Below are 25,910 nucleotides of genomic sequence, written 5' to 3'. Positions count from 1 at the left end.
AAGGAGGAAGAAACCTGCGCAAAACTTTGGTGATTTGATAAAAAACTCGTACCTTTGCAGAAGACTCATAATCATTAATCATAGGAGGATATAAATATGGCAAGACCAATCAAAGAAACGCCAATTCTCTATGGCAAAGCAGCACGTAAATTTGAAGAAGAAATGCAACGTGTAGAAAACATGACCAAAGAGGAAAGAATGGCTAACAGAAAAAAAGTAGAAGAGGGATGTTCTGCATTTCTTAAAACTGTAAAAGTTTGTATTTAAGCGATATGGAACTGATTAGATTAACAAAAGATACAAGAATAAAGTCGTTCGACTGCGGAACTGAGACTAACGAATCCGAAGAATATCCTTTTATGACATCATGCAATAATGACGAGTTGGTGAATCATGTCTTTGCCCGTGAAGAAGAATATGCAAGAACAGGCTACGCCGTTGACTTTCTAGAAATGATGGCTGATTTCAAAAACGAATTCGATTGGTAAAGATACGAGTATTTAATCTCTCACCATTTCATCACCACCATATTCCTATCAAACTTACCCCACATTACGGGATGTTGACGATTCTCTGATGCTTCTACTACTCCCTGATGTACGAAGTTATAGATTTTCTTAGACGTGATTACTCAGATTCTAGAATTTTTATAATCTGCAGGAATTTCTAATGCTAGGCAGAAAAAGACAGATGATACCTTGCATTATCTTAAGAAATATCAGAAAAGAGGGTGCGTCATTAGTTTATGACACACCCTCTTTGTCTTTTGATGAAACATAATCATCTTTAAAGAATTCTTGACTACTTACAAGTTTTCATTATCTGTTCTGCAATCGTTCTAAATGTTTGTCCTGCCATACCTCCTCCGGAAACCGGAATCTCCGGTCTTTTATAGCTGACGAATACCGTGTATTTCGGTTTCTCTACGGGGAAGTAACCACAGAAGTCAGCATAGATGCCATCATCCGTATGGATAATTCCAGAGGTATTTCCTTTATTTGTTACAACTTCAGATGTCCTGGTCATATTATTAAGGGAAACCTATGTTCTCTTATTAAGACTTTTCTGAACGTTTTTAAAAGAATGCATCCAATACTTCCTCAAACACATCATTAGGACTCACTTTATTGAAGAGACGCATAGAAGTTTTGAGTTTCAGCACGTCAATTCCGCTTCCCATGATATATTTGATGTCCTTATCCTTGTGGAGCAAGAGCGCCTTGCTGCATTCACGGAGTCTATCACCCAAAATTTCATGTTCAACATAGGCTCTGGCTTCACCCTCGCCATCCAAGCCATAGTATTTTGAATTGTAACTATGTCCGAGTCCCTTCTGTTGCGGGAAGATATACCATATCCAATGGCTTTGTTTTCTACCTCCTTTCAGTTCACTTAAAGCCTGGGTATAGGCAAACTCCTGTGCATCCAGGAAGCGCAAGAGATCATAGTGTGGCTGCTGAGCCTTTGGATATCCGATACTGTCCGAAGGTGTAGAATCGGACGCCAAGCTTTCACCAGCGACAATTTTCTCATTATCAATTCGTTTGGGGCATTTACAGGGAACGAATAAAGCACTCAAAGACTTCACAAAAGTGACACTTAATTTCAAAAAATTCATCCTCGTTTTAACGTTTTATCTAATTCTACAGCAGTTCCGTTCGCAAATGAATAGGGAGCAATAACCTTACCTTATTTGGAAGTAGAAGATACGGGAACATACACCCCATAATTCTCACAAACTTCTTTTTGAGAAACAAACCATGAATAATCATTTTCCTTGTCCGAAGGGCAGATAGTCATTTTTACGAAATTGCTAATTCTCAACTCTAGATGAAGGAAATCATGTGCCGACAATATATCATTAGCACATTCAGTAATAAACGATTCATCTTGCATTAACTCTTTGGCTCCATTCCAATGAATCTTGACAAGATACTCCTTACCAGGCATCAATGCTGCTTTAGTTACAAACGCAGCTTGCTGTGTTTGCATATTCAGAAAATTGGCAGATTTCCAAACTTCAGCGTAAGGAACAAAACCTCCCGGTAAGAGATAATATTGTCCGAGCTCATTTCTCTTACGCACTTTCTTGGAATTAAATCGAAAATATACACAATCCTCTATCTCTACAAGGTGCCCAGAGATATTTTTTACGCCAATATGATATGTAACGCCATAGTTGGTTATCATATAACCATCCAATCTAAATTGCAAGCCATTGGCTACAAAACCATTAAACCATTCTTTTTCCATAATTTTATTCATTATTGATTACTATTTCATTTGTATATAACCTCAGATGAAGCGATGCCCAGTCATCGCTTCTTTCTAAAAATGGCATTCAACACCATCTTACCCACTTTTCTTTCTAATCCAGCCTTAGAGGTTGGAATCCCCGTCTCACGTGCAAACTTCTGTTTTGCCTGCGTGATACCGAGTGCCCGGTTTAAGGAGAATGAAACTCCTGGAATTTTAAACTTTGACATAAACTACAATTATTTTCAATATTCACTTACCCAAACGGTTCCTATACTATATTCTCAGTTTCAGCATTTAATTGGAACTAAACAAAACGTCCCGACCAAATATTCATCTTCTATCGTTGCTGGATATAATTCTAAATTTAAAAATCCTTCCTGAAGAACTTTTGTCCACAATTCTTGCGAATGCAAAGGATCAATCAGCATATTAAGAATTACGCATTTCACCCTTTCCTTCTCATAAACTATAACTAAAGAGAAAACTCTATAATTCCAATCAGGTTCTCCTATAATTATAGCATTACTCAGTTTTACAAACATTTTATCAGAATGATTGTCATCAATAGACTTAATATTTGAATTACCAATTGCCTTCAACAATTCTTGAACAGATACATTAAATTCCATCTTATTTACAATTAACTCCAACTATAACGTTCATTTACTTTCTGATAATAATTGTCTACAATATCTCTAACATTAGAATGTGAAAGCATCTCAGATATTGATTGCATACAATTATTTTTATTGGCCTGTCTAAATTGTCCTTTAAAGAATTCCATATAAACATCACAAACCTGACTGGAAATGTCAGCAATCACAACTGGAGCCAAAGTAGTCCCAGATTTCCGCCGATATTCCAGACACATATCGACAGCATACATTGTTGCAGACTTTTCCAAATCAGAGAGGAAAATATCATGTTTGAAATCACAAGATAATTTTTCTATATTACGAACAATATCTTGTTTAAAAGCTTCGCGCATGTCTGACAAATGAAACCAATCGTTTCCTGTTTGTTCATAGAAGGTGACCAAACCTTCGTTTATTTTTTTCTGTCTTTCATCCATGCCACAGCAAAGATTATTCTTTATACCAGCCTCATAGTCTTTGGAAGAAATTTCCTCAATGCCATTTCTTGTCATCGGAACATATATTCCATCCATAATCTTTACAATATATGCTGATGGGGTTCTTTTAACCAATTCACCCACCATTCCGTTCTTTGGATAGAAATTATGTTTAGCCCACTCATTTTTGTTGGCATATACCCCGTCTACATATTCTCTTGTAGTAGAAAGGCATTCTCCTTGGTCTATAATTCTAACATACATAGTTTTAATCTATTAAGTTTATATCTCTATGATAATAAAAAGGAAGAGGCAACGTATTACCATTGCATTCGGATATCACTACATCCTGGTTAAAAAATTGAAGTTCTACCCGTTGATTCGCTCCACCCCCAAAAATCTTATACGTTACAGCCTTACTCTTTACAGGACTGATAAATCTCAAATAAAGATCACGTTGACAAATGTATGACTCTATTAAACGGGCATCTTGATTTGCCGTTTCAAACTCTGCAAACATTTTCAATACCATATTGTTTGTCGAGAGAGACTTAGCCAAGAAGCCTGTAATATTATTATCTGTCAAGACAAATTTATCTACGAGTAAAGCATATAATAAGAGTACATCTTCCAATGTATATTCTCCGAATAGATGAGAATCTTTTATCTTTTGGTAATCACCATATCTTCGCTCCATAAGGAGTAATCCATATGTAGTCAAGCCGTTGTAATTGAAACTGCCCCAATTACCCTGATAGAACTTATTAAACGCTTCGATTTCCTTTGCCCTAAACTGAGGTTTAGATTGAGATTGCCTATAACCATAAAGAGAGGAAAGATACGCATCATATTCATACCCTAATGGTGTATTTGGCATCAATACTACAACTTTCCAAAAAGGACCATAGTTCCTTGACAAATGAAGGAAGCTCTTAACAAAATAATTATCAGCATATTCTTTAGCCAAAAGACTATTAACAGCAAATATCCGTGACATGTATTTTACAAAAACACAGCGGTCATGATGTTTGTTAAGCTGCAATATTATCTCAGAATTATAACCTTGATTATTTTCTTCACCATTTTCCAAAAACTTTCGTGGTATAACTAAAGGGGAAAAATTCTGCGTTCTAAAAAAGAAGTCAATAAAAACATCATCAATATAGTTTTCTATAACTTCTTTTTTAGAATTACTAACGACAACATTTCGATTCTCACCATACAAATCATCACCAGTAATCTCTAAATAATGATGGAAATGCAGGTCAGCTACCAATTTGTCTATAAGCTTATCAGAACGTATCATCCCCATTAAATTAAAAATAGACAAGACGTGTCGAAGAGACGGCATAAGTCCCTTAGAATTTGCTTGTCATAAACAATAGGATTCAGAAAACCATCATATCTTATGATGCCATTCTCTGTAACAACAAGACCATTTGTTGACAAACGGTGTAATCCTAGTTTTAACCCAAACTTAGAATACGTAATCTTTTCCGTATCAATAACAGCCTTTCCCACTAAACCATACTGTTTCTTAGCCAAAAAGATTAACTCCTGCAGACGAAGCATGGTTGCATCATTTGCAACTCCTTTCACACCATAAGTTTTTTCTATTGTAATCATACGAATCTTGGATAAATCAAATTATACAACTGAATATTATCTGGAACAGAAGGGGGCATAAGTCCCACATAATCTAAAGTTTTGTTCCAAAAAGAACACTTTAAGTTACTTCCATAACGATACACTATATTGCCATATTCCTTATAGAAATTTAGAAATATCAAACCAGACATTTCCATCAAATCAGGGTTATAAGATTTTCCAAAATCTATCTTGTCTTTACCTATCTTTATATATGGAGTTGGATTATCTGCCAAAACAATACCATTTTCCAAGATACTAGATAAGTGCATACATGCAGCAGAAGTTATATGTCTAACGGAAGCATCCAGCTCTATAACAATATCATTAAAATCTATATACATATCATCGACTAATTATTCTTCCAAAAAGTAATAGCTTCGCCAATATTCATCGCTGGTAAATTTGCTAATGTAGAAATCAACCTCCATAAAGTGACCTCGGAATCTGCAATTTCACCGTCAGCAGCCATAATTGTTGCCAAATAACCTGTTACATATTTTTTCTGTTCTTGATTCATTGCAGAAATAACAGCAATTGCATGTCCAAAATCCAAAGCATCCGCCAAATTCCAGAAATCCATACCAGCATCAGGATTTACTCCAAACTTAACCATTTCAAGTGCCATTACAGACAATTCTGATTTTTCTACTTTTCCATCAACAGCAACCATTGCCTTTGCTAACTTTACAATAGCAGATAATTCCAAACCATTAAATTGCATAGTTATAATTACATTACACAACTTGTTCCCAGAAGTTGCATTAGTTATTAAAGTATTATGAATTGGCGTGGGACTATTGCCTTTAAGCCAGAATAGAGGTTGTGGAAGGACCTATCTGCTAGCATAGGACAATAGCCCACGCCAAAAGGGTATATCATTCCTTTTCCATTTTGAAAAGGATACAATAATCCTAAAGGCGTGAGAATACTGTTCACTATCCAAGCAGATTTCGAAACTTCCACATTTCTATTCTAGGATAACGTTCAATACGCTCATTCATTTGAGTCTTCATCGCAGCCGTTCTTTTCCGCCTGCTCCAACTCTATGGCAAAAGTAAGCAATATTCTTGATACCGCCAAACTTTTTGCTATTTTTTTATCGTTAGGACTCGATTTTTTCTGAAAAGGATTAGAAAAAGGCATCGGATGGCACCACTACCGAAAAGATAGCACTTCCACATTCCTATTTCATGACGGTTCCAATGCCCATAAACCTCTAACTTACCTATCCTACAAATATCTAAACCTACCTTGTATGAAATGCCATTCAGTATGTACCAAATGACAAAGAGAAGGCGTCATAAGTCTAAATTACAGTTGGCGCATAACAGTTGACCTACGCATGCACATCACCTGTTGTGCAAGCGCATATCAGCTGATATGCAAGCGCACAACAGCTGTTGTGCGACCGGAGATACTAACTAACTCAAAAACATATACTATCTTATCTAACAACTTATACTATGTTTTCCAACAACATATCAGTAACATTCCAACAAACAAAAAGGGAGAATCATTTACTTATGACACACCCTCTTTGCTAAAACCAGAACACAACTGATCTTATCTTATAATATTATACTCAAACTCATAATCCCCATTCTTCAGCCATTCGGGAACATCTTCCCCATTTTCCATAAGGCCTTCAATATGAAACTCCAGACTTTCCTTTGCTTCTTTTTGCAAAGCTTCAAGGGTTGGTGCTGTAAAAACCACCGCTCCTGGTACATTACTACCAAGAGAACCGCCATAATTCCTGTCGCACCACGCAACGTCAACAATAATCTTTTCCATCATGTAATACTTTAGTTTTTGCAAACCTCCCCACAAGATATCATAGCTAGACCCGCTCCGTACCAACTCCGTACCCTCTCCGTACCAACTCTTAGTCTCTGCATAGTTTGCAAGGTTTGCTGCAAACTTTGCAAAGAATTGGCATTAATCGTGTCTAGAGACAATGTTTCGACTACCATACTTCTATCCCAATAGGTTCTTTGCCTGTACGTTCAAGACAACTATTCCTTACCAAGGTTTCTAGCTTTTCAACCATCTTACGCTTGGTTTCCTTAGAAGCATTCCAACGGCGCAACGCTTCTTCCCTTGTTAACTTTGTTGTATCCATACCTTTATTCCTCCATTTTAGTTCGAATTACAATTGCAAAGATACTACATTCTAACGTAAACGCCAAAGTAAAATGAGAAAATCTTTATTTTATCGTATTGCATAGATTCCATCCCGTTCTATTCTTGATTTGAAGAAAGGATTCATGTTTTTGTGAATACGCACAACATCAACAGAGCACTTAAACAAGTCCTCTAAGAATTCTTTCAAATCGGCCAATAAAAAAGGATTAGGAGTTTCTGTTTCTACACAAATATCCAAATCACTTTGCTCTGTTTGTTCATTTCGTGATACGGAACCAAAAATGCGCAAGGTCTTGATTCCAAAATCTTGAGTAATCTTGGAACTATTTTGCCTAATTATTGCTATATAATCTTGAACTGTCATCATAACACCTATCTTTTAATATCCAACCTCCCGTCAATATTTATAACCAAAATTCATATACCTACAAGTTTTGAATCTAGCGATAAAAACAAGAGGTTTGAAAGGCTGGAAATCCCCGTTTTCTGCTCTATATTAAGAAAAAGACCTATAGTTGTACGACTATAAAGTTACAGTTGTACGACTATACATGCTATGGTTGTACAACTGTAGAGTTATGGTTGTACAACTATAGGGGTTATAGTCGTACAACTATAGATTTTCCTCAACGGCACCATCTTGTCACGAAATCACAAACGCTTAATTACCAACAAGTTACTACATTTCTTCATATTTGCAATATTCTGAAAGAAACAATAAGCGTCTGAAAATACGAGAATCTCAGGCAAGCTAATGTAAAGAAAACTTATTCTTTATAACGCCTCAGCTCATTCTTTCCCTATCTACACCTCTTCTATTCTATGCAACTTCCAACCATCAAACTGCATAATGATTCTATGCAACTGGGTTTTCTGTCGCAAAGCCTCAACTCTCGGAGCTTCAGCATATTTCTTGATCTGAAGTTCTGCTTCCTGCCATTGCTTGGCTATTAACTCCTCATGCACCTTTCCTGACATTCCCTTTTCTTTCTTTGGAATTAATTTCAATTCCAAAATATAACTATGCTTCGTTGGATAATGCGTCAAATCCGGCAAGAGGAAGAAATCACAATAACCATGATTCAATTCCAACTCGGGAGCCGTATAATAATAGCTATTAAGGCTCAGATACGCCATGAAGAAGCCCTGCAGATTACGCTCGCCCTCTATGGAATCCCGAACGGATGAAACGGCTGCGTATGCCGAAGCCATATATTCCAAAGTATCCTTCCACTTTCCTTCGAAAGCCATCAACGTAAACTTATATTCCAAGTCAGACAGATTAACATACCTATCATCCTGATACTCTTCCAGCAAATAGCCATAATATTGCTTGCGAACATTATTATTAGGAATTCCCAAAACCAGCTGGCTGCCAAAGGTGCCCTTGATGGTAAGCATGCCATAATAGAATAGCAAACTCGGGAATATCTGAGGATTGGTTATCATTCTGGCAGGAAATGTCTCTTCCAATCGAGTGATAATCTGTCCTGTCTCTGCTATCTTCCGAATAATACCCTTGCGGTCACCATCCAGTCTGTCAAGCTGAATCAACTTGCGCATCTTGTTGTAATCCGTCTTAGTATTCGGATCTATCATTTCCTTGGGACCTTCTCCCCGATTCATGAAATTGCGAAGGAAATAGAGCACCATATCGCAGTTGAACATCCTACTCTGAGTTTCCAAGGCTCCCCTGGAGAAACAATAGTTATCATACCAAGGCTTCATTTCTTCAATGATTTCCTCGATGTTGCTATCAGGACGCATCATCCCTTTTTCCTTATAATAGGTGAACATCTCTCGCACATCCTCCGTAGAGAAACCCAACATCTGATTGAATTCCTCATTGGTAGAAATATGCCAGCCGATATTGAAGCCACTGGTTACATCATCCAATGTAACAGGACTGACACCCGTAATGAATATACGATCAAAAGAACCTTTAAACTTCTTAAAGATGTCTCGATAGAATCCTGCAGCGTGCGTGATAGCCCTATATACATCCTCTCCATGCTCGTTAAGCACGGTATTCGTAAAGTTATCATACTCATCTATAATAAGATAGAGAGGATATGACTTTGACTTAGCTTCATTGATGATAATGGAAAACTTTCCTGCTGCATCTTCAGTTTCCCGAACCTTCCTGATGGTTTCCTCCTGATAGTATTCATGATAATCACGCACAAAACCATCCATTTCAACTCCCAGATAGAAATTGAATCGCTCTTCCAGTTTTTCAATGTTTCCTCCCACCTGCGAGAAATCAAGATACATCACCTGAAACTTTCCCTGTAAGGAAGTAGGATGCTGACTTATCCATAAGCCACCAAACTTTTCCTGGAATTCATCCTTGTGTCTCACATCATAGTAAGCACGAAGCATACTGATGAACAAGCTCTTACCAAAACGGCGAGGGCGAATGAAAAAGAGGTTGCGAGCCTGACTTTCCAATTTTGGCAAATACATGGTCTTATCGACATAGTATAGATTGTCTCTTCTTACTACATCGAAATCCGATACGCCATATGGTACTTCTTTTAACTGATTCTGCTCCATGACACTATTGTTTAAAAACACCTTTTTTGGGGGCAAAGATACAAAAAATAATGATACGAGCAAAGGAATATCCCGAAAAAATAACGAGATGCAAATTCCGACATATTTTTATGAGGGAACTATTTTTTGAAAGGCAAAACGTTTTTTACCCTTCACTAAAACGCCGTATACTTCTGAATAATAACCATTTACACGGGTTAATGGTACGTTCCACCCTTCACCCCTCGAAACCCTAGTGTTTATCGGCCTACCACATCAGACAGACAAGACTGACATATTTGGCATGACAAGCCAAATCCCCTTGACATACATCAAGGCATCAGACCATGCTGCTTGATATGCGTCAAAAAATGCCCTTCTTTCATCATTTTGTCACGACTTTGTGACAGGAATTCAAAAAAAAGGCACTACCTTTGCACCAGCAAAAGAGAGATTGTAATAAGGATAATGTAAAAAAGGAGACCCGGAAACGAGGCTCCATTAAAGAACGAAAGGAAACAAATTATGATGACAACAGTAATGATTCTCGCAGTAGTAGCAATCATGATTGCTCAGGCTGTACATGTTAACAACAAGATTGAGAAGGGTCTTAGATAAGACCACTTCAGGTAAAAAGAAAGATTGGCAGCAATGCCACAGTATTAATAAAAAAAAGAAAGGATAACGATTATGAAAACAATGTTTAAGAACATCAAGAAAGCCTTGAAGGCTATTCTTGCAGATTACATGACCGCTATGGAAATGTATGGCGAGGCTTTGAACAGAAGCCGTGGTTGTGCTTGCGCATAAGGGATTCAATCCCGAATGCAACAGCATTCTTAAGAGAAAGCAAACGAAGTAATTACGTTTATAATAATAATAAAAAAAAGCGTGTAAGTAGCAATACTTACACGCTTTTTCTTTTATTATATGGTATCAATCTGATAATCAACTGATTCTTTCCTGGATGTTTACCATTCCATAGAGAAGGTGATGCCTCTTCGCATCATATCCTTTGCCGTAGGCTTCAATCGGGTGAGGAATCCTTCCCAGGAGCGATTCTTCTGAAGACTCCATCCGGCTTCTGCCAAAGCCAATGCACGTGGATAAGCCTGATAATAGATGCGCTCAGGAGAATTGATACACTCACTCCACAAGGTTCCGGCTACACCAAAGAGGTTGTTCTTTTCAAACTCCTCTCCCATTCCCCATGCAGGATCAAGATCGTAGGCTGCCTTCAAGGAAGTAACCGGCATTCCCCAGTTTACCTCAGGCATGTCACCCTTGGCCATCGGATAGTCGAAATAGCAATGTTCACCTGGGCAAAGCAAGATGCGGGCATTGTTCTCCACCGCTGCCACCAATGCTTCCTTGGTGAGACCAGCACGCCAGGCAAAGGTAACACACCCTGGCTGAATCTTCTTGAAATCGGTCTCATACCAGAACATCGGAGTCTTATGATATTGGGTACGAAGAAGATCTATCACACGGTCGAAGAGATAGCCCTGCAGCTTCCAGTTCTCTGAACGGTCGGTAGAAGTAATACCGAGTTTCTTCTTCAATGCCTGACACTTAGGACAGTTGGTCCAGCAATCAAGGGCAGGATTACCAGCCTCGTCACCTCCCAGATGAATGTATTCTGATGGGAAGACATCGGCAAGCTCCTTGAATACATTTCCAAGGAACTCGTAAGTGAATTCATTACCGGCACAGAGCAATTCGTCTGATACACCACAAGTAGTACGGATAGGCTTTCTCACTCCCTGGCAGGTCAATTCCGGATAAACACTGATGGCAGCCACCTCATGACCAGGCATCTCAATCTCCGGTACCACCTGGATATGATACTTGGCACAATATGCTACAAAGTCGCGCATCTGCTCCTGTGTATAATATCCCTTGATAGGCATCAGCATATCGTCCATACCCCATCGGCTGCTAGCCTCAGCGGTGAGACGAGGATATTTCTTGATTTCGATAGTCCAAGCCTGATCATCCACCAAGTGAAGATGAAGCATATTGAGCTTATAGCGAGCCATCTCAGGAACGAAAGCCTTCAACTCTTCGTATGGGATAAAGATACGGCAAGGATCCACCATCAACTCTCTTACATGAGTGCGGGGCTGGTCTTTCAAAGCCAGCTGTGGGATGGCATCGCAACCCACCTTAGATGCATTGCCACGAAGCAACTGGTCGAAAGTCATCAATCCGTAGAAGACACCAGCTGCAGTCTTTCCCTTAATGACCACGCCCTTCTGCTGTACTTCCAGAGTATAAGCCTCAGCATCGGTAAGAGTAGGATCAATGGCAAGGGTCATCGTCAGCTGTGCTCCTTTCTGCTGAGCATTTCGCTCCTTGAGGATTCTGTCAGCATGTTCACGCTCATTAGCCAGACCTTCATCAGCCACAATCTTCCAGTTTCCTGCCACCTGCAACGGTGCAGCCTTTGCCTTCACCTTCAGATCCATCGGTACAGGAATCAGGCAAGCTTTAGGATTGCATACTTCCCTAGCCTGTTTCACTTCTCCGAAGAAAGCCTTCCTGCCTTGCGCCTTGCGGTAAGCCTTCTCGCTGCCTCTTGGCATGACCAGTTTCACACCACGCATGTTCACGCCCGAAAAAGCCGTTGCAGCAGCCTTTGGAGGAATATTGGAATTTACCCTGATGACCTGTACCCCCTCAAGATTGGCAAAAGCAAACTCTCCTATCTCAGGTGTGCCTTCGATTGTGATGTTTTTCAGAGACTTGCAACCAGAGAAGGCTGCTGCGCCCACCTTCGTTACAGACTTGGGTATCACCACTTCCTGCAGGTTATCGCAGGCAAAGAAAGCCTGAGTACCTATCTCCTGCAACAGATTTGGCAAGATGATATGCTGCAGATGATGACGGGAATGGAATGCATTCTTAGGAAGAACAGGACAGGTTGCCTCGCTCAGGTCCAGATTTCTCAACTGCCAGCAGAGATCACGAAGCTGGCGGAAATCTGAATTTTTCGTAGTCGTCAAGGTTCCTGTCAACTTTAGATTAATAGCTGCAGATTTTTTCTCGGCATTCAGGTCTTTCATGTTGGCAATGGTTTGTGCCGACATGGAAGAAGCCAAGAGAGCAACAACTGCCAATGAAATAAATTTTCTCATACTCTAATGGTTTTAAAGGTTTATAATAATTTGAATATTTTTCTAGATGAAAGCTATTTTCTTGCCATTCTCCACGAAGTCAAGATTAACGATTTCGATATTCTTCCACAATATCAAATCGCTTTCCAGCTCTGCCAGTCCGGCAATATCTTCGCCATAGTTGAAGAGTCGCTCTATCATTGTTCCGTATGTTAGATGATCTATCTTCTCTATCGGATGCAGGATGACCGATTCTTCGAAACAGCCTTTCTTCTCACTCCGAATCTCTACCAGCAACTTCGCCTGCAAGAGTTCTCTTACAGCCTGATTGACTATCTGCTGCGGAATCTCCGTCAAGTCATGAATCTCCTTAGGCGTATAGGCCTGCTCACCATCATTGAAGCGCTTGCATACCAAATGCATCACCATGCCACAAACCCGGATGCGCTGTGACAATTTCAGATGGTCGTAACTGAGATCGCCATCGTAATAATGAATGTTCTGATTGGTATGACAGAGCAAAGCGCCAAAGACCACAATGGCCCAGGATATCTGAAGCCATAACAGAAAGAGCGGGATGGCTGCCAGCGAACCGTAGATAACATTATAGCTGGACAGAAATACCTGCAGATAGATGTAGCCATACTGCAAGGCTGTCATGCAGATACCCGCCAGGAATGAAGGCACCAGAGTACTGCGGACCCGGATATAAGTATTCGGAATGACATAATAGCAGAACACAAAGAATAAAAACATCGGAACAAATGCCGCCAAATGAAGGATAAACGAAGGAATCGTATCCCCGATATCGGCTATCTTGTCGACATTATCCACCATATTCACTATCCATACGTTGATGCTCGAAGCAAAGAGAATCATCAGTCCCAGTCCGAACAGAATGGTAGGATATTCGGTAACTATCTGCTTCCACGAACGCTCGCCCGTATGCCAGATATCATCAAAGGTAAGCTCTATCTTCTGCATCAGGGAAACGATGGTATAGAGAAACATCACGATACCAGTACCGATGATATAGTTGCTCTGCGTGTTCTCAATATAATTATGTACGAAGTCAACGATAGTCTTGGCAACAACCGGTTGTGCCTCGAAGGTGGTAGACAGCCATGACTCCAGCAATGACGCATAGCCGAAGCCTCGGGCAATAACAAACATCATCGCCATAAAAGGTATCAAAGCCATGAAGGAGGCGAAAGTCAATGCAGCTACATCCCTTGCCCACATATCCTTTACATAGAAGATGCGACTGGCAAGCATACCCATCTTGATCCAAGACTTCATTCTGCCCCGGAAATCCTTGATATTAGAAGAATTAAACTCTCTAATATCTTCGTAGAATCCTAGTATTCTGTCTATTACCCCCATATTCTGAAGTTTTACTCCGTTATCAAGCAACAAATCCCTCCACAACATCATCTCATGATGCCGTGAAGGGATTTGTCTTAGTATAATTGCTTAAGCTCTATGATTAATAGAACTTGAAGTAGTTGCGAGCGTTGTTGTAAGAGATGTCCTCTACCATGCGAGAGAGGCTCTCCATGTCGTTAGGAAGCAAGCCCTTCTCTACATCATTGCCGAGGAGGTTGCAGAGCAAACGACGGAAGTACTCGTGACGTGGGTAGCTGAGGAATGAACGTGAGTCGGTCAACATACCTACGAAACGGCTCAAGAGACCCAATACTGAGAGAGCGTTCATCTGACGGGTCATACCATCGAGCTGATCGTTGAACCACCAGCCTGAACCAAACTGAATCTTGCCTGGGCAAGAACCATCCTGGAAGTTACCAAGCATAGTAGCGATAACCTCGTTGGCGCATGGGTTCAAAGTATAGAGGATAGTACGTGTCAACTTGCCTTCCATGTTCAATTCATTGAGGAAGCTGCTCATAGCCTTAGCTGTAGTGAACTCACCGATAGAGTCGAAACCAGTATCAGCACCGAGCTTATTGTACATCAATGTATTGTTGTCGCGGATAGCACCATAGTGGTACTGCTGAGTCCAGTCGGCAGCGTGATCCATCTCTGCGCAAACCTTGAGGAATGCATGCTTGTACTGACGAATTTCGAGAGCTGAAAGCTGCTGACCACGCATAGCCTTAGCAAAGATAGTCTCAATCTGAGAATCTGTGTATGGCTCATCGTAGAACTCCTCAATACCGTGGTCGCTCAACTTACAGCCGTTCTCTGTGAAGAAGTCGTGACGCTTCTGCAAAGCATCAACCATATCCTGGAATGTAACGAGGTTAACACCTGCTACCTCACCGAGTTTGTTCATATAGTCAGCGAAATCTGGCTTTTCGATGTTCATAGCCTTGTCAGGACGCCAAGCAGGAATCATCTTGATTTCGAAACCGCTCTCACGTGTCTGCTTGTGGTAACGGAGATCATCGATTGGGTCGTCTGTTGTACAAACGCACTCTACGTTGTAGTGACGCATCAGGCCGCGAGCGCTGAACTCAGGCTGCTGCAACTTCTCGTTACACTCGTCATAGATTTCACGGGCAGTCTTAGGACTCAACTGCTTGTCGATACCGAAAGCTGTCTTCAGCTCCAAGTGGGTCCAGTGATACAGAGGGTTACGGAATGTATATGGTACAGTCTCAGCCCATTTCTCGAACTTCTCCCAGTCGCTGGTATCAGTACCTGTGCAGAAACGCTCGTCTACACCATTGGTACGCATAGCACGCCACTTATAGTGGTCACCACCGAGCCAAAGCTCTGTAATGCTCTTGAACTTGTGATCATTAGCAACCATCTCAGGGATGAGGTGGCAGTGATAATCGATGATTGGCATCTTAGCCGCATGATTGTGGAAAAGGTCCTGCGCAGTCTTTGTGTCAAGCAGGAAGTTTTCATCCATAAATTGCTTCATAACTGTATAGTAGTTTTTAAATGTTTATTTATTACTATTAATTATGACGCAAAGATACAACAAATATTGGAATAACAAATCGTTTAAGCGAAATATTTTTGATTATTTCACTTAAACGATTACGTTATCTTATGAATTTGAAGTTTTTAAAGTTGAAAAATAAAATTTCAAAGTTCCATATTATACGATGATTCTTGTCTTATGATAGTTCTCACGGAACTCACTTGGCGAGCATCCCTTCTTTTTCTTGAATATCCGGTTGAAATTGCTGAGGTTATTAAACCCGCAGTCAAATCCGATTTCACTGATGCTTTTGGCTGTATCTACCAGCATGCGTGCCGCATAGCCGAGACGAAGGTCGATGATATACTCAGAAATGTTCCTGCCCGTATGAAGTTTGAAGAAACGGCTGAATGCACTCGAACTCATGCCCGCCAAAGAAGCAAGCTGAGGCAGGCGGAGATCATCCATATAATTCTTAGAGATATAATTCTTCACCTTTAATATACGGCGACTGTCATCCTCAACGGCTACCTTAGCATAACTGGAAGAAGCCAAGGTACGGGCATTCTCGCACTTAGACAATTCATAGAGGATGGTCAGGAATTGCTGGACGGCATAAAATCCATCCTTGATGCCGCTCAATGTATCAAGCAGTCCATACACCTTCATGATTGCCTTCATCGGAAAACAAAGTCCTTTCTTAGCCTCCTGCATCATACGGGTAATGCTGGCATAAGGATTTCTTCCGAAAAGGGTTTCATCTGCCATACTGAAGTCAAACTGAATGGTAATCTCACGAATGTCATCACTTCGGCATTCGTTCTGCTCCCATACATGTTCCAGGTCAGGAGAGGTGATAAGACAGAGATCATAATCGCCTATAACCTCCTGTGAATCGCCCACAATACGTTTCACACCGGCCGCATTCTCTACAAAATTAAGTTCGAATACCGAATGGTTGTGTATCGGATAGGTAAACTCTTTCTTGTGACGGTCAGCAATATATAGTACGTCCTTACCCATCAAAGGGGTAATTTCATGTATGATTCTTCTGTCTTCTGCCATAATGTTATAGTGATTAATGAGTAGTGAGTAGTGAATAATGATTAGTGATCATCATGCGCATACAATAATCACTAATCATTATTCACTAACCAATATATTAAATATTCAATGTTCTAAGGATTTCGCTCATCTTCTGCTTGGTTGCGATACGTGTAGGTACCAGAGGCAGACGGAGTTCGTTCTCAATGAAGCCCATATCATTCAGCAGAGCCTTAACACCTGCAGGGTTACCATCCACAAAGAGCAGACTGTACAACTCTGTGAAAGAGTGATGAATCTTGCGTGCAGGCTCGTATTCACCGCGGAATTCCAGACGAATCATACGGCTGAATGCCTTTGGCAGTGCATTACCGATTACAGAGATAACACCAGCAGCACCACTTGCTATCATAGAGAAGGTAAGCGCATCATCGCCACTGATAACTTCAAAGTTATCCGGCTTGTTCTTGATAATCTCATCTACCTGCTCCAGGCTGCCACTAGCTTCCTTCACTGCTACTACATTAGGGAAATCGCGCGCAATGCGACAAGTGGTCTCAGGCTTCATGTTAATACCTGTACGACCAGGAACATTATAGAGTACGATAGGCAGTGGACTAACCTGAGCAATTGCCTTGAAATGCTGATACAAGCCTTCCTGAGATGGCTTGTTGTAATAAGGACAAATGCTGAGGATGCCGTCAATGCCACTCCAGTCTGTGTTCTTGATTTCATCCACGACAGCAGCAGTATTGTTGCCGCCACAATATTTCAAAATCTTGACGCGCCCCTTGTTCACGTCTTTCACCAATTCAGTAATCTTGTCTTTCTCTTCCTGGGTCAGGCATGGAGCCTCACCAGTAGTGGCAAGGATGCAAAGAAAGTCTGCACCATTGTCAATTTGGAACTCTACCAATCTCTTGAGAGACTGATAATCAACCGATCCGTCGGCCTTAAATGGAGTAATGAGGGCAATACCTAAGCCCTTAAAAATATTCTGTGCCATAATCTATTAAACAAAATCATTGGCAAAAGTACACAATTATTATCAAAATGCAAAATAAAAATGGATTTTTCTTTCAAGATTGTATCATTTTTGAAAATATTCTGTATTATTATACCATATTTCACGTTTTTTTAGTAACTTTGCACCCGAATTAAGCGAAGAACGAAGGGCAAACCAAGCTCTATGTTCGAAGCTCAAAGTAAAACTGTTCAAAGTTAATAATGAGATATTTTATATTCTTTGGTTACGACGGAACCAACTATCACGGCTGGCAGATTCAGCCTAATGCCAATTCGGTACAGCAGGAGTTGCAGCGTGCACTCTCCATACTTCTGAGAAAAGAAATAGAAGTAGTGGGAGCCGGAAGAACCGACACAGGAGTACATGCCCGCAACATGGCGGCTCACTTCGAAGCTGAGATTACGATGGAACTCGACCAACTGGTATATCGTCTGAACCGAATTCTGCCACGTGACATCGCAGTATACAAAGTACAGGAGGTTAATCCTGAGATGCACGCCCGCTTCTCTGCCACCTCGCGTACCTATCATTATTATATCCACACAAAAAAGGACCCATTCGAGCGTCACTATTCCCTGCAGATGAACTATCCTCTCGACTTTGAGAAGATGAACGAGGCTGCACAGCATTTTCTGCAACACGAAGACTATGCTGCTTTCTGCAAGGCGGGTGGTGACAACAAAACCACCATCTGTCACGTAACGACAGCCCGATGGGTTCAGACCTCCCCTACCACCTGGTATTTCGAAATCACCGCCAACCGTTTCCTCAGAAACATGGTGAGAGCCGTGGTGGGTACCCTCATCGATGTGGGCAGGGGAAAGATTACGATGGAGCAGTTCCTCGACATCCTGCACAATGGCAGCCGCAGCGATGCGGGCGAAAGCATGCCAGGCAACGCCCTGTTCCTGGAAGACGTGGGGTACATGGAACTTTGAGATTTGAACTTTGAACTTTATGATTAGTATAATAGGCTATAATCCTATATGTTGCAAGACAAGGCATATCATAAAGTTCAATGGTCAAAGTTCAAAGTTCAAAGTAATCATAAAGTTCAAAGTAATCATAAAGTTCAATGGTCAAAGTTCAAAGTTCAAAATAATATGTGGTTAGTATTAGCATTTCTCTCAGCAGCGCTGCTGGGATTCTATGATGCCTTCAAGAAGAAGGCACTTTCAGGTAACGCAGTGATTCCCGTGCTCTTCTTGAACACGCTTTTCTCATCACTCATCTTCCTGCCGTTCATCATCTTGAGCTATACAGGAAATTCGCTGGATGGAACCATGTTCCATGTAGCCGAAGGCGGATGGGAAGTTCACAAGTATATCGTGCTCAAGAGTTTTATCGTATTGAGCAGTTGGATCTTCGGTTATTTCGGCATGAAGCATCTGCCACTCACCATCGTGGGACCTATCAATGCCACCCGTCCGGTGATGACACTCGTAGGAGCCTTGCTGGTTTATGGCGAGGTACTCAACCTCTACCAGTGGATTGGTGTCATCCTTGCCATCATCTCCTTTGCCATGCTTTCGCGCAGCGGAAAGAAGGAGGGCATCGACTTCAAGCACAACAAATGGATTTACTTCATCGTTCTGGCTGCCGTACTCGGTGCGGTGAGTGGTCTATACGACAAGTATCTGATGGCTCCACCAGAGAATGGTGGCGTGGGATTGGATAGAATGATCGTGCAGAGCTGGTACAACATCTACCAGTGCTTCCTGATGGGAGCCATGCTCCTGATGATCTGGTGGCCAACAAAGAAGAACTCCACCCCATTCCATTGGCATTGGAGCATCATCTTCATCAGCATCTTCCTTTCGGCTGCCGATTTCGTATATTTCTACGCATTGAGCTTGCCGGGAGCCATGATCAGTATCGTCAGCATGATCCGCCGCGGTTCGGTCATCGTCAGCTTCCTCTTCGGAGCAGCCATCTTCCACGAGAAGAACCTCAAGGCTAAGTTTGTTGACCTTCTCCTCGTATTACTCGGAATGCTGTTCCTCTATTTCGGAACAAAATAATCGTCATAAAAAAAAAAGTCTTGCAAGCAATGCCTGCAAGACTTTTTATGTTTTTACCAAATATGTGCACGCTTGTTCTTAGGAACAAAGAGCTTATCACCCTTCTTTACGTTGAATGCCTTGTACCATGCATCCACCATAGGGAGGGCACCGTTAACACGAGCCTCATTTGGAGAGTGAACATCTACGGTCATCAAATACTGGAGATACTCTGGACGAGCATTGCTAGCCCATACACGAGCCCATGCCAGGAAGAAACGCTGCTCAGGAGTGAAGCCTTCCTTTACGCCCAACTTCTCTGTCTTCATCACATTCTGAAGTGCACGGAAAGCGATGTTCAAACCACCGTTGTCACCGATGTTCTCACCCAGGGTCATCTGGCCATTCACCTTCTTGCCAGCCAACTCAATCTTGTTGAAATGGTCAACCAGAATCTTGGTACGAGCCTCAAAGTTCTTCTTATCTGCAGCGGTCCACCAGTTGTGCTGATTACCAGTCTTATCAAACTGACTACCCTGGTCGTCGAAACCGTGGCTCATCTCATGACCAATCACACCACCGATACCACCATAGTTCATAGCATCATCAGCTGTTGGATCGAAGAAAGGAGGCTGCAGGATAGCTGCAGGGAAGCAGATCTCGTTGGTAGTTGGATTGTAATAAGCATTGATAGTCTGAGGAGTCATTCCCCACTCTGTCTTATCTACAGGCTTATTCACCTTACGGGCGATAGCATCCTTGGTAAAGAACTCAGAGATGTTTGCCATATTCTCATAGAGAGAAAGACTGTCATCTACCTGCAAGCCACTATAATCCTTCCACTTGTCAGGATAACCGATCTTGATGATGAAGTTCTCCAGCTTATCCTTAGCCTGTGCCTTGGTAGCAGGGCTCATCCAGGTAGCTTCATCGATGCGCTGACCGAGGGCTGTCTGAAGATTGTGAACCAATTCGAGCATACGCTTCTTGCTGCTCTCTGGGAAGTACTTCTCTACGTAGATTTTTCCGATAGCCTCGCCAAGAACACCACTTACAGTACTTACGGCACGCTTCCAGCGAGGACGGTCCTGCTGAACACCGCTCATTACCTTGCTCAACTCGAAGGATACGGCACGGAAATCATCGCTCAACACACTGGTTGCACCTGAAATCACCTTGATCTCTGCGTATGTCTTCAAATCATCCAGAGAGGTCTCTGCGAGAATCTTCTCAACCTCGTGGATTGGCTCAGGCTGACCTACACAAACTTCCTTGAAAGCAGGGAAACCGGATGCCAGGAACACGTTGCCCCAGTCGATGCCAGGATAATCGAGCACGAGCTGGTTGTAGGTCATCTTGTGATAGTTCTTGTCGATGTCGCGGAGCTGTACCTGGCTATAGCTTGCCTTAGCGATGCGGGTCTCGATAGCCATCACAGCCTCCATCTTCTTCTGGGCTGTAGCCTCGTCGTTGCCTACCATCTGGAATAGCTTCTTCATATAAGCCTTGTATGCATCACGGATCTTCTTGGTCTGCTCGTCATCGTTTACATAGTAATCGCGTACACCAAGACCAATACCGCCCTGTCCTACCTCAACGAGGTTGTTGGCGGCATCACGAAGGTCGGCACCAACACCGATACCATACATCATGGTACCCTCGCCACGGAAATCGAGCTGAGCTGTTACCAACTGATACTCTCTGCGGTCCTTGATGGCAGCGATACGGTCGAGAGTTGGCTTGATAGGTGCCCATCCCTCCTTGTTCAGGCGAACGCTGTCCATACGGAGGTTGTAGAGCGAACCGATCTTTTGTCCGAGCGAACCCTTCTGCTGTGGCTTGGAAGCATATTCAAGGATGATGTCCTGAATGCGCTTCTGATTCTGCTCAAAGAGGTCTGTAAAAGCACCATTATCAGTATGCTCAGCATCAAGCGGATTGTTCTTCATCCAGTTGCCTGCGGCATAACGATAGAAATCATTTCCTGGCTTGATGCTCAAGTCCATATTGGCCTTGTCAATACCAGAGCCCAACTTATCCTGCTGGGCAAAAGCTGTTGTTGCACTGAGCAACAATGCAGCGAATAACACTTTTGTTTTCATTGTTTATAATGTTTATAGTTTATGTTTCATATTGAATTGGCTTGCACTACTCAAGGCTAGACCGGCGAAGGTCAAGCCACCGTTCAGCATCAAGAGTTCGTAACCAAACTTATAACCTGTAAGCTGTGAGGTCATGGTATCGATGACGAAACAGATAAGCGGACTGGCTATGCAAATCCATGGTGACCACCGGTCGTTCACCTGTCGCCTGGTAAGCAAACTGAAGGCAAACAATCCCAACAATGGTCCATAGGTATACGAGCAGAGAATGTAGATGGCATCTATAACGCTGGTAGAGTTGATGGCCTTGAAGGCGATGATGAACAGCATGAACACCACCGCAACCAACAAGTGCATACACTTGCGGAGCTTCACATCATCCTTCCTGCCCAGGATATCTACACAAAGACTCGTGGTTATAGCAGTCAGTGCAGAGTCGGCACTGGAGAAACTGGCAGCAACAATACCAATGGTAAAGAGCACAACCACCAAGGTTCCCATCGCTCCTGATGCCGCAAAGATCGGCAGCAGATCATCAGGAGCAGATGGCAAAGCCACTCCCTGTTTCTGAGCCAGCATCATCAGCAGTACACCCAGACTCAAAAAAAGCAGATTGGCTGGCACAAAGGCAAAGCCGTAGGTACAAACATCTTTCTGCGCCTCTCGAAGCGACTTGCAGGTAAGATTCTTCTGCATCATGTCCTGATCTAATCCTGTCATCACAATCACCACAAACACACCACTGAGAAATTGTTTCCAGAAGTTCTGCTTCGATACCCAATCATCAAAGACAAAGATGCGGGAATGACTATCTTGAACTATAGCCGAAACAGCCTCAGAAGGCGTCATGCCTAAGGCTGCCATCACCTGATAGATAATCAGGATGAGCGCCGCAAACATACAGGTGGTCTGGAAGGAATCCGTCCACACCAGAGTCTTGATGCCACCCTTTCGGGTATAGAGCCAGATGAGCATCACCATCACAGGCACCGTTATCCAAAACGGAACACCCACTCCATCGAGCACAAACCGCTGCAACAAGATACAGACCACAAAGAAGCGAACTGCGGCTCCAGTCATCTTAGACAAGAGGAAGAATGAAGCTCCCGTCTTATATGAGCGCTCACCCAACCGCTGCTGCAAGTAGCTATAAATGGTAGTGAGATTATACCGATAATAGATAGGCAGCAAAAGGAAACCTACGGCAAAATAACCCACGATAAATCCAAGACACATCTGAAGATAGGTCATATCGGTCTTCATCACCATGCCCGGCACACTGACAAAGGTAATACCCGAGATGGAAGCACCCACCATACCGAAGGCTACCATATACCAAGGCGAACGTCGGTTAGCTCTATAAAACGTTTCATTACTGCTGGCACGTCTTGCCGTGATGTGACTGAAAAGCAACAACACGCAGAAATATGCCAAAATTGTGATGATAATAATCATTTCTTTCTCTCTTTTTATATCTATTATTCCTTAACAGAGAATTTTAAACATTCCCTTTATGGATGCAAAGATACAGATAATTAAGGAAATATCAAAATTATTTCTAAACCTTAACAAAGAAATAACATACAGAAAGAAAGTGAAGAGTGGCGAGTGGAGAACATCAAGGGATATAAAAACAAAAAACCTCCGAGAATCACTTCTCGAAGGTTTCTGCGGTGCGTACGAGACTCGAACTCGTGACCTCCTGCGTGACAGGCAGGCATTCTAACCAACTGAACTAACGCACCAATTAAATCAAATTGAATTGCTAAACGCTCATTTTTCATTTGCGGTTGCAAAGGTACTACAAATATTTGACTCCACCAAATTTTTCTACAACTTTTTTACAAAAAACATTGAAAAAGATAGGCATCTACGTAGAAATCACCCTCAAATAGCCATTCTTTGAGCATTTTACTCCCCTCGAACCCTACAGAATGTAACATTTTCACTGCCTTCTCATTTTTGGTAGAGACAATGGCATACAACTGATGAAGGTGTAAAATTTCTTTAGAATATACCAATAATTGGCGAATTGCTTCTTGAGCATATCCTTTTCCACGAACTTCATTCTTGATAACAATGCCGATTTCAGCACGAAGATGACGCGGATCAAAATTTATCAGGTCTACCATACCCACCGTTTCATGCTGTCCATTCTCTATAATAAGGCGCATCTGGCGATCAGCATAAATATCTGCCGAAGCACTGGCTATATAATCTATCAGCATTTGGCGAGAGTAAGGTACATTGGTACACCCTACTCCCCACAAACTTCTATCATTTTCCACCTCATAGAGAAACTCAAGATCCTCCATCTCCAAAGCTCGCAAATAAACCAAAGGTTTACTATCTTTACCATTCATTTCATTCATACAGTAATGACTTTTTGATTTATATATATAATATTGTACGCGCGTACATTAATTACATATCAAGATTACACTTATCCATTATAGATATGGCATTTCTTCCTTATCCACGACATATCTATCAGTTATAACCTTACCAATGCTCTTGGTATAAATGGCTAATTTCACCTGCTCATCCGACTTTTCCTTAAGATGGCGGAACATATCCTCATAATTCATCTCATCAGCATCGAATAACAAATATTGGGAATCATCTCTTAGGGATGGAGAGAAAAAACCCAAACTCTTACGCATTCTTTTCGAGAGCATCCTTACCAACGCCACTGAAGCTTTGGTGTAAATGGCAATCTTGATAGGAACGCTCAACAAAATGGACATCCCCGAATAATGCTTGCGAAAGAAGATAAGCATTGCCTCATAAAAGACATGCACATATCTGAAACTTGACTTTTCTGTACTCTCACCCTTATAATGCAAGATATCTACAGGCAAATAGTAATTATGAAAACCGCCCTTTAATATACGATAAGAAAGATCGATATCCTCACCATACATAAAGAAATCCTCATCAAGCAATCCCACTTTCTCTATAGCCTGACGGCGCAACATGCAGAAAGCCCCACTCACAACATCGATTTGAGCTGATTCATTCCAAGGAAGATAACCCATATAATAACGGCCAAACACCTTGCTCTTTGGCCATCGGGCACAAAAGCCCATCATCTTATAAAAAGCTACCATCGGAGAAGGCAAGCCACGCCTGCTTTCCATCGCCACCTGCCCATTAGCACCAATCATTCTCACCCCCAAAGCACCAGCATCAGAATGAGCATCCATAAAGCCAAGACATTCCTCAAGAACATGTTCACCTACGATTGTATCAGGATTCAACAAGAGAACATACGCGCCCTTGCTCTGACGAATGGCAATGTTGTTGGCACGGGCGAAGCCCAGATTATGCACACTGCTCACAATCTTCAGCATAGGATACAGGTTCTTAGGATAGCGCTTTTCAAGATACTCCACAGACCCATCGGTAGAATGATTATCCACAACGATTATTTCCACCTGATTTCCTTTGCGTTCCACATCCACCATATCAATGGCCTTCAGTACAGAACGTAGACATTGATCTATATAGTACTTGACATTATAGCTGACAATAATAACAGATAATTTCATAAATCAAGCGTTCAATCTTCACTAACCTCAGCCTCACATCTGCCAATGCTAGGATAAACAAAGAAAAGACAAAGGAAAAGAATAATTGCCATATAGCCAAAAGCCGGTGACATGGTCTGATAATACATGAAAGTATTGATCAACATCGGCAGACAAAGCATATTAAGACGCGCTGTACCCCAAGGCAAAAGCGCATCACCCTTGCGAGCCACCAACTTACGGCGGACAGCCTTCAAACTGAACATTTTCAACGCAACAGGAATAGCCACAATGGTTACCAACTCCATCATGGTGAGAATGACAAACATCAAGGTTGCATCGGATGCCATATCAGTAGGAGTAAGAATTTCCGTCTCATAAAGACCTACCAACAGCAAAGTGACAACAACCATAAAGAAGAAGTTGGTCAATAATATTCGTTGTACTTGTTTGATATTCATTATTATTTAAATATGTAGAGTTTCACTAGTGTCCCGTTAAAACGAGACGATTATTAAATAAGTTATTAATACTCAA

General features: G+C 41.8%; 28 protein-coding genes and 1 tRNA gene. 4 read left to right on the top strand and 25 right to left on the bottom strand.

Annotation, left to right across the window (positions count from 1 at the left end; translation table 11 throughout):
- The first annotated feature begins 96 nt into the window (after positions 1-96).
- Together F7D73_RS16035 and F7D73_RS05230 are read left to right on the top strand one after the other, a co-directional pair.
- On the top strand, positions 97-267 hold the full coding sequence (locus tag F7D73_RS16035; RefSeq protein WP_194256857.1) for a hypothetical protein: 171 nt from the start codon (positions 97-99) through the stop codon (positions 265-267).
- Between the two features lie 5 nt (positions 268-272).
- The gene (locus F7D73_RS05230) at positions 273-488 is read left to right on the top strand and encodes a hypothetical protein (protein ID WP_153122776.1); all 216 of its coding nucleotides are present in this window, start codon (positions 273-275) and stop codon (positions 486-488) included.
- 313 nt (positions 489-801) lie between these two features.
- Here F7D73_RS05230 and F7D73_RS05225 read toward each other — a convergent pair whose 3' ends face one another.
- From F7D73_RS05225 to dapA, 19 genes are all read right to left on the bottom strand, one after another.
- Entirely contained in the window at positions 802-1,026 is a 225-nt protein-coding gene (locus F7D73_RS05225; RefSeq protein WP_153122774.1) for a hypothetical protein, read from the bottom strand.
- Between the two features lie 49 nt (positions 1,027-1,075).
- A complete protein-coding gene (locus F7D73_RS05220; protein ID WP_228117638.1) occupies positions 1,076-1,507 on the bottom strand; it encodes a DUF1810 domain-containing protein in 432 nt (143 codons plus the stop codon).
- A gap of 182 nt (positions 1,508-1,689) precedes the next feature.
- On the bottom strand, positions 1,690-2,253 hold the full coding sequence (locus F7D73_RS05215) for a hypothetical protein (protein WP_153122764.1): 564 nt from the start codon (positions 2,251-2,253) through the stop codon (positions 1,690-1,692).
- 62 nt (positions 2,254-2,315) lie between these two features.
- A complete protein-coding gene (locus F7D73_RS16030) occupies positions 2,316-2,486 on the bottom strand; it encodes a hypothetical protein (RefSeq protein WP_186292341.1) in 171 nt (56 codons plus the stop codon).
- 60 nt (positions 2,487-2,546) lie between these two features.
- Complete coding sequence (locus F7D73_RS05210; protein ID WP_153122763.1) at positions 2,547-2,888, bottom strand: hypothetical protein; 342 nt, start codon at positions 2,886-2,888, stop codon at positions 2,547-2,549.
- 11 nt (positions 2,889-2,899) lie between these two features.
- A complete protein-coding gene (locus tag F7D73_RS05205) occupies positions 2,900-3,595 on the bottom strand; it encodes a hypothetical protein (RefSeq protein WP_153122761.1) in 696 nt (231 codons plus the stop codon).
- Positions 3,596-3,599: 4 nt separating this feature from the next.
- Positions 3,600-4,637, bottom strand: a complete 1,038-nt coding sequence (locus tag F7D73_RS05200; protein WP_144155403.1) for a hypothetical protein — start codon at positions 4,635-4,637, stop codon at positions 3,600-3,602.
- A gap of 5 nt (positions 4,638-4,642) precedes the next feature.
- The gene (locus F7D73_RS05195; RefSeq protein ID WP_022327162.1) at positions 4,643-4,957 is read right to left on the bottom strand and encodes a hypothetical protein; all 315 of its coding nucleotides are present in this window, start codon (positions 4,955-4,957) and stop codon (positions 4,643-4,645) included.
- On the bottom strand, positions 4,954-5,322 hold the full coding sequence (locus F7D73_RS05190; RefSeq protein ID WP_153122759.1) for a hypothetical protein: 369 nt from the start codon (positions 5,320-5,322) through the stop codon (positions 4,954-4,956). The genes F7D73_RS05195 and F7D73_RS05190 overlap by 4 nt, the downstream gene beginning before the upstream one ends.
- A gap of 8 nt (positions 5,323-5,330) precedes the next feature.
- The gene (locus F7D73_RS05185; RefSeq protein WP_153122757.1) at positions 5,331-5,702 is read right to left on the bottom strand and encodes a tellurite resistance protein TerB; all 372 of its coding nucleotides are present in this window, start codon (positions 5,700-5,702) and stop codon (positions 5,331-5,333) included.
- An 842-nt stretch (positions 5,703-6,544) separates the two neighbouring features.
- Positions 6,545-6,778 (bottom strand): hypothetical protein, encoded by a 234-nt coding sequence (locus tag F7D73_RS05180; RefSeq protein WP_153122755.1) that lies wholly within the window; start codon positions 6,776-6,778, stop codon positions 6,545-6,547.
- Between the two features lie 169 nt (positions 6,779-6,947).
- Positions 6,948-7,103, bottom strand: a complete 156-nt coding sequence (locus F7D73_RS05175) for a protein tyrosine phosphatase (RefSeq protein WP_119250421.1) — start codon at positions 7,101-7,103, stop codon at positions 6,948-6,950.
- A 90-nt stretch (positions 7,104-7,193) separates the two neighbouring features.
- Positions 7,194-7,493, bottom strand: a complete 300-nt coding sequence (locus F7D73_RS05170; protein ID WP_153122753.1) for a nucleotidyltransferase family protein — start codon at positions 7,491-7,493, stop codon at positions 7,194-7,196.
- Between the two features lie 437 nt (positions 7,494-7,930).
- Complete coding sequence (locus tag F7D73_RS05165) at positions 7,931-9,682, bottom strand: ATP-binding protein (protein WP_153122751.1); 1,752 nt, start codon at positions 9,680-9,682, stop codon at positions 7,931-7,933.
- A gap of 950 nt (positions 9,683-10,632) precedes the next feature.
- Complete coding sequence (locus F7D73_RS05160) at positions 10,633-12,798, bottom strand: family 20 glycosylhydrolase (protein ID WP_153122749.1); 2,166 nt, start codon at positions 12,796-12,798, stop codon at positions 10,633-10,635.
- A 42-nt stretch (positions 12,799-12,840) separates the two neighbouring features.
- Complete coding sequence (locus F7D73_RS05155) at positions 12,841-14,160, bottom strand: YihY/virulence factor BrkB family protein (protein ID WP_194256856.1); 1,320 nt, start codon at positions 14,158-14,160, stop codon at positions 12,841-12,843.
- 103 nt (positions 14,161-14,263) lie between these two features.
- The gene (uxaC, locus tag F7D73_RS05150) at positions 14,264-15,667 is read right to left on the bottom strand and encodes a glucuronate isomerase (RefSeq protein WP_153122745.1); all 1,404 of its coding nucleotides are present in this window, start codon (positions 15,665-15,667) and stop codon (positions 14,264-14,266) included.
- A gap of 180 nt (positions 15,668-15,847) precedes the next feature.
- Complete coding sequence (locus tag F7D73_RS05145) at positions 15,848-16,735, bottom strand: helix-turn-helix domain-containing protein (protein WP_153122743.1); 888 nt, start codon at positions 16,733-16,735, stop codon at positions 15,848-15,850.
- Between the two features lie 97 nt (positions 16,736-16,832).
- Positions 16,833-17,720 (bottom strand): 4-hydroxy-tetrahydrodipicolinate synthase, encoded by an 888-nt coding sequence (dapA, locus tag F7D73_RS05140; protein ID WP_153122741.1) that lies wholly within the window; start codon positions 17,718-17,720, stop codon positions 16,833-16,835.
- A gap of 221 nt (positions 17,721-17,941) precedes the next feature.
- On the opposite strand from dapA, the gene truA reads away from it, so the two are divergent.
- Positions 17,942-18,679 (top strand): tRNA pseudouridine(38-40) synthase TruA, encoded by a 738-nt coding sequence (gene truA, locus F7D73_RS05135; RefSeq protein WP_153122739.1) that lies wholly within the window; start codon positions 17,942-17,944, stop codon positions 18,677-18,679.
- Positions 18,680-18,844: 165 nt separating this feature from the next.
- Entirely contained in the window at positions 18,845-19,762 is a 918-nt protein-coding gene (locus F7D73_RS05130) for a DMT family transporter (protein ID WP_089542731.1), read from the top strand.
- 53 nt (positions 19,763-19,815) lie between these two features.
- Here F7D73_RS05130 and F7D73_RS05125 read toward each other — a convergent pair whose 3' ends face one another.
- From F7D73_RS05125 to F7D73_RS05100, 6 genes are all read right to left on the bottom strand, one after another.
- Positions 19,816-21,843 carry a M13 family metallopeptidase gene (locus F7D73_RS05125; RefSeq protein WP_153122737.1) on the bottom strand — a complete coding sequence of 676 codons (2,028 nt, stop codon included), beginning with the start codon at positions 21,841-21,843 and terminating at the stop codon, positions 19,816-19,818.
- A gap of 12 nt (positions 21,844-21,855) precedes the next feature.
- A complete protein-coding gene (locus F7D73_RS05120) occupies positions 21,856-23,298 on the bottom strand; it encodes a sodium:solute symporter (protein ID WP_153122735.1) in 1,443 nt (480 codons plus the stop codon).
- Positions 23,299-23,514: 216 nt separating this feature from the next.
- Positions 23,515-23,588: transfer RNA gene (locus F7D73_RS05115), tRNA-Asp, on the bottom strand.
- A 96-nt stretch (positions 23,589-23,684) separates the two neighbouring features.
- A complete protein-coding gene (locus F7D73_RS05110) occupies positions 23,685-24,215 on the bottom strand; it encodes a GNAT family N-acetyltransferase (RefSeq protein WP_153122733.1) in 531 nt (176 codons plus the stop codon).
- Between the two features lie 78 nt (positions 24,216-24,293).
- Positions 24,294-25,394, bottom strand: a complete 1,101-nt coding sequence (locus tag F7D73_RS05105) for a glycosyltransferase family 2 protein (RefSeq protein WP_153122730.1) — start codon at positions 25,392-25,394, stop codon at positions 24,294-24,296.
- A gap of 11 nt (positions 25,395-25,405) precedes the next feature.
- Entirely contained in the window at positions 25,406-25,834 is a 429-nt protein-coding gene (locus tag F7D73_RS05100; RefSeq protein ID WP_153122728.1) for a hypothetical protein, read from the bottom strand.
- Positions 25,835-25,910 lie beyond the last annotated feature (76 nt).

This window comes from Segatella copri (assembly GCF_009494395.1).
In the GTDB taxonomy this organism is placed as follows: Bacteria; Bacteroidota; Bacteroidia; order Bacteroidales; family Bacteroidaceae; genus Prevotella.
The sequence above is the reverse complement of the archived record's forward strand: the minus strand, read 5'-3'. Positions and strand labels throughout refer to the sequence as shown.

Coding starts and splice junctions, on each gene's coding strand:
- F7D73_RS05110 (WP_153122733.1), bottom strand. CDS start 24,215: ATGAATGAAATGAATGGTAAAGATAGTAAACCTTTGGTTTATTTGCGA.
- F7D73_RS05180 (WP_153122755.1), bottom strand. CDS start 6,778: ATGATGGAAAAGATTATTGTTGACGTTGCGTGGTGCGACAGGAATTAT.
- F7D73_RS16035 (WP_194256857.1), top strand. CDS start 97: ATGGCAAGACCAATCAAAGAAACGCCAATTCTCTATGGCAAAGCAGCA.
- F7D73_RS05125 (WP_153122737.1), bottom strand. CDS start 21,843: ATGAAAACAAAAGTGTTATTCGCTGCATTGTTGCTCAGTGCAACAACA.
- F7D73_RS05170 (WP_153122753.1), bottom strand. CDS start 7,493: ATGATGACAGTTCAAGATTATATAGCAATAATTAGGCAAAATAGTTCC.
- F7D73_RS05145 (WP_153122743.1), bottom strand. CDS start 16,735: ATGGCAGAAGACAGAAGAATCATACATGAAATTACCCCTTTGATGGGT.
- dapA (WP_153122741.1), bottom strand. CDS start 17,720: ATGGCACAGAATATTTTTAAGGGCTTAGGTATTGCCCTCATTACTCCA.
- F7D73_RS05200 (WP_144155403.1), bottom strand. CDS start 4,637: ATGATACGTTCTGATAAGCTTATAGACAAATTGGTAGCTGACCTGCAT.
- F7D73_RS05205 (WP_153122761.1), bottom strand. CDS start 3,595: ATGTATGTTAGAATTATAGACCAAGGAGAATGCCTTTCTACTACAAGA.
- F7D73_RS05155 (WP_194256856.1), bottom strand. CDS start 14,160: ATGGGGGTAATAGACAGAATACTAGGATTCTACGAAGATATTAGAGAG.
- F7D73_RS05210 (WP_153122763.1), bottom strand. CDS start 2,888: ATGGAATTTAATGTATCTGTTCAAGAATTGTTGAAGGCAATTGGTAAT.
- F7D73_RS05215 (WP_153122764.1), bottom strand. CDS start 2,253: ATGGAAAAAGAATGGTTTAATGGTTTTGTAGCCAATGGCTTGCAATTT.
- F7D73_RS05105 (WP_153122730.1), bottom strand. CDS start 25,394: ATGAAATTATCTGTTATTATTGTCAGCTATAATGTCAAGTACTATATA.
- F7D73_RS05230 (WP_153122776.1), top strand. CDS start 273: ATGGAACTGATTAGATTAACAAAAGATACAAGAATAAAGTCGTTCGAC.
- F7D73_RS05165 (WP_153122751.1), bottom strand. CDS start 9,682: ATGGAGCAGAATCAGTTAAAAGAAGTACCATATGGCGTATCGGATTTC.
- F7D73_RS05130 (WP_089542731.1), top strand. CDS start 18,845: ATGTGGTTAGTATTAGCATTTCTCTCAGCAGCGCTGCTGGGATTCTAT.
- F7D73_RS05100 (WP_153122728.1), bottom strand. CDS start 25,834: ATGAATATCAAACAAGTACAACGAATATTATTGACCAACTTCTTCTTT.
- F7D73_RS16030 (WP_186292341.1), bottom strand. CDS start 2,486: ATGTCAAAGTTTAAAATTCCAGGAGTTTCATTCTCCTTAAACCGGGCA.
- F7D73_RS05175 (WP_119250421.1), bottom strand. CDS start 7,103: ATGGATACAACAAAGTTAACAAGGGAAGAAGCGTTGCGCCGTTGGAAT.
- F7D73_RS05185 (WP_153122757.1), bottom strand. CDS start 5,702: ATGCAATTTAATGGTTTGGAATTATCTGCTATTGTAAAGTTAGCAAAG.
- F7D73_RS05190 (WP_153122759.1), bottom strand. CDS start 5,322: ATGTATATAGATTTTAATGATATTGTTATAGAGCTGGATGCTTCCGTT.
- F7D73_RS05195 (WP_022327162.1), bottom strand. CDS start 4,957: ATGATTACAATAGAAAAAACTTATGGTGTGAAAGGAGTTGCAAATGAT.
- uxaC (WP_153122745.1), bottom strand. CDS start 15,667: ATGAAGCAATTTATGGATGAAAACTTCCTGCTTGACACAAAGACTGCG.
- F7D73_RS05120 (WP_153122735.1), bottom strand. CDS start 23,298: ATGATTATTATCATCACAATTTTGGCATATTTCTGCGTGTTGTTGCTT.
- F7D73_RS05160 (WP_153122749.1), bottom strand. CDS start 12,798: ATGAGAAAATTTATTTCATTGGCAGTTGTTGCTCTCTTGGCTTCTTCC.
- F7D73_RS05225 (WP_153122774.1), bottom strand. CDS start 1,026: ATGACCAGGACATCTGAAGTTGTAACAAATAAAGGAAATACCTCTGGA.
- truA (WP_153122739.1), top strand. CDS start 17,942: ATGAGATATTTTATATTCTTTGGTTACGACGGAACCAACTATCACGGC.